The 3,519-nt window shown below is 43.4% G+C and carries 5 protein-coding genes; 1 reads left to right on the plus strand and 4 read right to left on the minus strand.

The genetic code is table 11. The annotated features are described in order from the left end of the window. A partial coding sequence (locus Q0340_RS01475) for a UvrB/UvrC motif-containing protein (protein ID WP_298081865.1) occupies positions 1–245 on the plus strand: 245 nt, incomplete at its 5' end. Between the two features lie 369 nt (positions 246–614). Here the strand turns inward: Q0340_RS01475 and Q0340_RS01480 are convergent. From Q0340_RS01480 to Q0340_RS01495, 4 genes are all read right to left on the minus strand, one after another. After that, positions 615–1,664: a hypothetical protein gene (locus tag Q0340_RS01480; RefSeq protein WP_298081866.1), complete on the minus strand. Its 1,050-nt coding sequence runs from the start codon at positions 1,662–1,664 to the stop codon at positions 615–617. Positions 1,665–1,851: 187 nt separating this feature from the next. Beyond that, positions 1,852–2,289: a hypothetical protein gene (locus Q0340_RS01485; protein WP_298081867.1), complete on the minus strand. Its 438-nt coding sequence runs from the start codon at positions 2,287–2,289 to the stop codon at positions 1,852–1,854. Between the two features lie 129 nt (positions 2,290–2,418). Beyond that, entirely contained in the window at positions 2,419–2,988 is a 570-nt protein-coding gene (locus Q0340_RS01490) for a hypothetical protein (RefSeq protein WP_298081868.1), read from the minus strand. A gap of 82 nt (positions 2,989–3,070) precedes the next feature. Beyond that, on the minus strand, positions 3,071–3,519 hold a 449-nt coding region (locus tag Q0340_RS01495; protein ID WP_298081869.1), incomplete at its 5' end, for a hypothetical protein.

The raw sequence follows: 3,519 nt of genomic DNA on the forward strand, positions 1-3,519 counted from the left end.
ATGAATACAACCGCGCCCACGGCATAACCCCGCATTCTGCGAGCCGCAATATCGAGGAGAGCCTAAAGATCGAGGACGGCACCGAAATTTTAAGAAAGGGTGCTAATCTCGAAAAAATGCCAGCCGCCGAGCGCGCCAAGATCGTAAAGGAGCTTCGCAAACAGATGCTCGAAGCCGCAGCAGCGCTGGAGTTTGAAAAGGCTGCTGCGCTACGCGATGAGATCGCGAAGCTTAGGAAGCTATAAGCTACAGAGCCCGAAATGTCGTGAAATTTGAGCGTGAAATTCCACCTGGCGGAGCATAAAATTCATGCGCGTAACGCAATGTGAAATTCACAGCAGCTCGCGCCTCTATTCCGCAACGCGCTCCGTGCCCATCTTTGCATCTTTTGCGACCTTTATTGCTTTTCCGTGCGTCCATATTTACAGCCATCTTTACGCGTTTGTCGCGCTATGCTTAAATTCCGCGCCGAAGCGGAATTTCGCCCAATTTCTTACGTAAACATCCGTAAAATTCTAAGCAATTTTTTCGTTCGAAATCACGCGAATAAAAACGCCGCGGGCACCGCAAAATTCATCAGCAAGAATATTCGCGAGCTCTCATCCCGTTTAAATTTAGCAGAATTTATCGTTTTTTGGAATATATGTGCTTCGGTTGAAAAAATAGCACGCTGCGAAAACGATCAAGCAAACAGACGATATATTCGAGCCACTTAAAAGCAAATCTATTATCCTCTCATTATTTTTAGCGATCAATGCCACTATTATGAGCGCTAGCGGATACAAAATCAAAGCCGCGCTAGCTAAATTTTCAATAGTAAAAACCGCTAAAGAAATTCGCTGATTTTTTATGAAAAGCTTGCTATATTCTTTCATAGAATTACTTTTTAAATAACCTATAGTTAATAGAATGGACGAAAATAACATTACTAAAACAATAACAACGCCACGCAATGTAGTAATAGCGCTCGCAAATGTAACAATGATAAATAAAAACGCCAAAAATATTGCGCTCGCACGTCTAATCAATCTATGTATGTCGTATTGCCTTTTTAAATTCTTTGGAATATTGGCAAATTTCTCGTTTAGTTCATCCTCTTTAAATTCGACTTCTCGCACCGACAAATCAAGCTTCGTTTGAGAGCTGCCGATATGGATCCTTGGAGTATATGAGCCTTTATTATAAAAATAGCATAAAAGAAAAACTAATATGCAAATCGGAGCTATAAAGACTCCGTATAAAGTGCCGGCGCCGCTTAACTCATCTCGCGAACCTCCCATTGCCGAAGATAGAAATAGCAAAGTGGGAAATAAAACCAAGACTAAGCTAGCCGTATTCTCAAAAGTAAAAATCATCAAACTGGCATCTTGATTTTTTATGAAAAAGTTGCTGTATTTTTTTGTCTTGTAGCACTTTAAACAAAATGCCGTCAAGCAAATGGATAAAACTACCGCCACACAAAACAAAAAGGGCTCGGGCATCTGAATATCCACGTAAGAAATAAGTCGCGAGGTTACCGATGCAATGCCGAACAAAAGCGCTAAAAATACCATACTAGAGCACCTAATTAGTCTGTGTTTATCGTATCGCTTCTTTAAATTCTCCGGTATTGCGGCGAATTTTTCGTCTAGCTCTTTCATCTCGGCTTGAAATTTTTCGCTCACGGCTCGCTCCTTTTAAGCGTTTAAATTTTAGAGATTATATCAAATTCGGCGCCGCGTCTTTTTGATGCCGCACCTTGCGGTTAAATTTTAAAATTTACCGCGTTACATTCGCGAAAAGCCGAAAAATTTCAAACTCGGCAAAGCATTAAAATTCCCATCCGCCTTTAAATTTAGCATTTTACCGCAGTTAGCAAAGCTCCAAATTTTCCACGCGCAGCGGTCTTTCGCCTTCAAAAATCACCCCGATGCCGAAAGGCTCGCAAATATCAAGCGCGCCGGGCCCCAGCAGCCACTGCGTATCGCGCGCGTAAAACGTGCATTGCGGCAGCTCAAACGGCAGATCGCAAACGGGCACGTCAAGCAGCCTAAGCTCATCCTCGCTCAAACGATACTCGCGTCTAAGCTCGTCTCGCAGGAAGACAAGAGCGTCTTTTACGTACCGATCGATGTCCCAGGCGTCGCTGCGCGAGCAAAACCCCTCATCGTCCACATCCGCCGTATCTGCAGACACAAGACAAAACGGCACCTCGCTAGAGCTTTCGCTTTTTAGCTCCGCATACCAAATAAAGCCCTCGTCCGTCGCGACTTTTTCAAGCTCGCCAAATTTCCAAGCCATTTTTTGCATTTTATTTCCGCCTCATTTTTGCGCGTCGTTTTTTAAAATTTTAATGCCGCGCCCGTTTTTACGCGCCGTGTTTAAATCCGCGCCGAAATAGAATCCCGCTCGCTTCTTAAGCGGACGAGCGCAAAAGCTCTAGGTGATTTTTTCCGTCCGAAGCCACGCAAACAAAAACGCCGCCGGCGCCGCAAAGTCCATCAGCACGGATATGCGCGAGCCATCGCCTGAGATGACGGACAGTATGCCGCCCGCAAACGAAATCCCCACGGCGATCAGAAATAGCGCGTTTTGCGTGTCTTTATACAGCCCGTAGTAGAGCCTAGCGATGAAAAACAAAACCGCCAGCGCGCCGATAATCGTGAGGGCGCGATTTTGCAATATCGAAGCAACCGCATAGGCAATCGCGGTGATAATTATAAATTTTACGTTGGAGACGGTATCGCTGCCCGCAAGCTCGGAGATGCCTTTCGCCGCGCGGTAAAGAAGGATGAGCGAGCCCAGGCCCAAGCACGCCCTGATACCAAAAAGCCCCTCGCCGCCCGGTAGGTGCTCCGTAAGCGCAGAAATCAGCATAAGCGCCTCCGATATGATGCCGAAGCGCTTTGCGTCTGCGAGCCTGCCTTGATTGAAGGGGTTTCGCATACCGCCGAAGCCACCGCCCATGCCGCCCGAACCGCCGCCGGAGCTTTTGAAACTTCCTTGCATTTTTGCCTCCTTATTCGCGCGATACCAATAAATAATGCGGGAGTGCAGATAAATTCTGCTCCAAATTTGAAGTAGACTTTATCTAACAATTCATTTTATTAATTTCTCTTTTTATTCTTTCTTCCTCTTTTTGTTGCTTTAAAATCATATCGGCTTCCTTTTGTGCTTTGATTTTCCTTTTTATTGCTTTTAATCTAGCAAACCGATTAAATTTACTTTTGTATTTAATTGATAAGACTATATGTGGAATTAGCAATAAAATTAATACTATCAACGGTATAATAGTTGACCTATATTTATTAAATAGGTCGAATAGGCAAATTACAAATAGTCCAAGAATAAGAATCCAAAATGAATATGTTGAATTTAAAGCCCATATAATATCTTTTTTATGCCTTATTTTTAATAGTTTATTTTGAAAATAAAGCTCTATCAACAATGTAATTGGTGAAATCGCAAAAGCAAACATTGCTAATATAATAAACAAAAATGCTGGAGTTGAAGTTTCTACTGCCTTATCTACTCTACCTG

This window comes from uncultured Campylobacter sp., assembly GCF_938045595.1.
GTDB lineage: Bacteria > Campylobacterota > Campylobacteria > Campylobacterales > Campylobacteraceae > Campylobacter_B.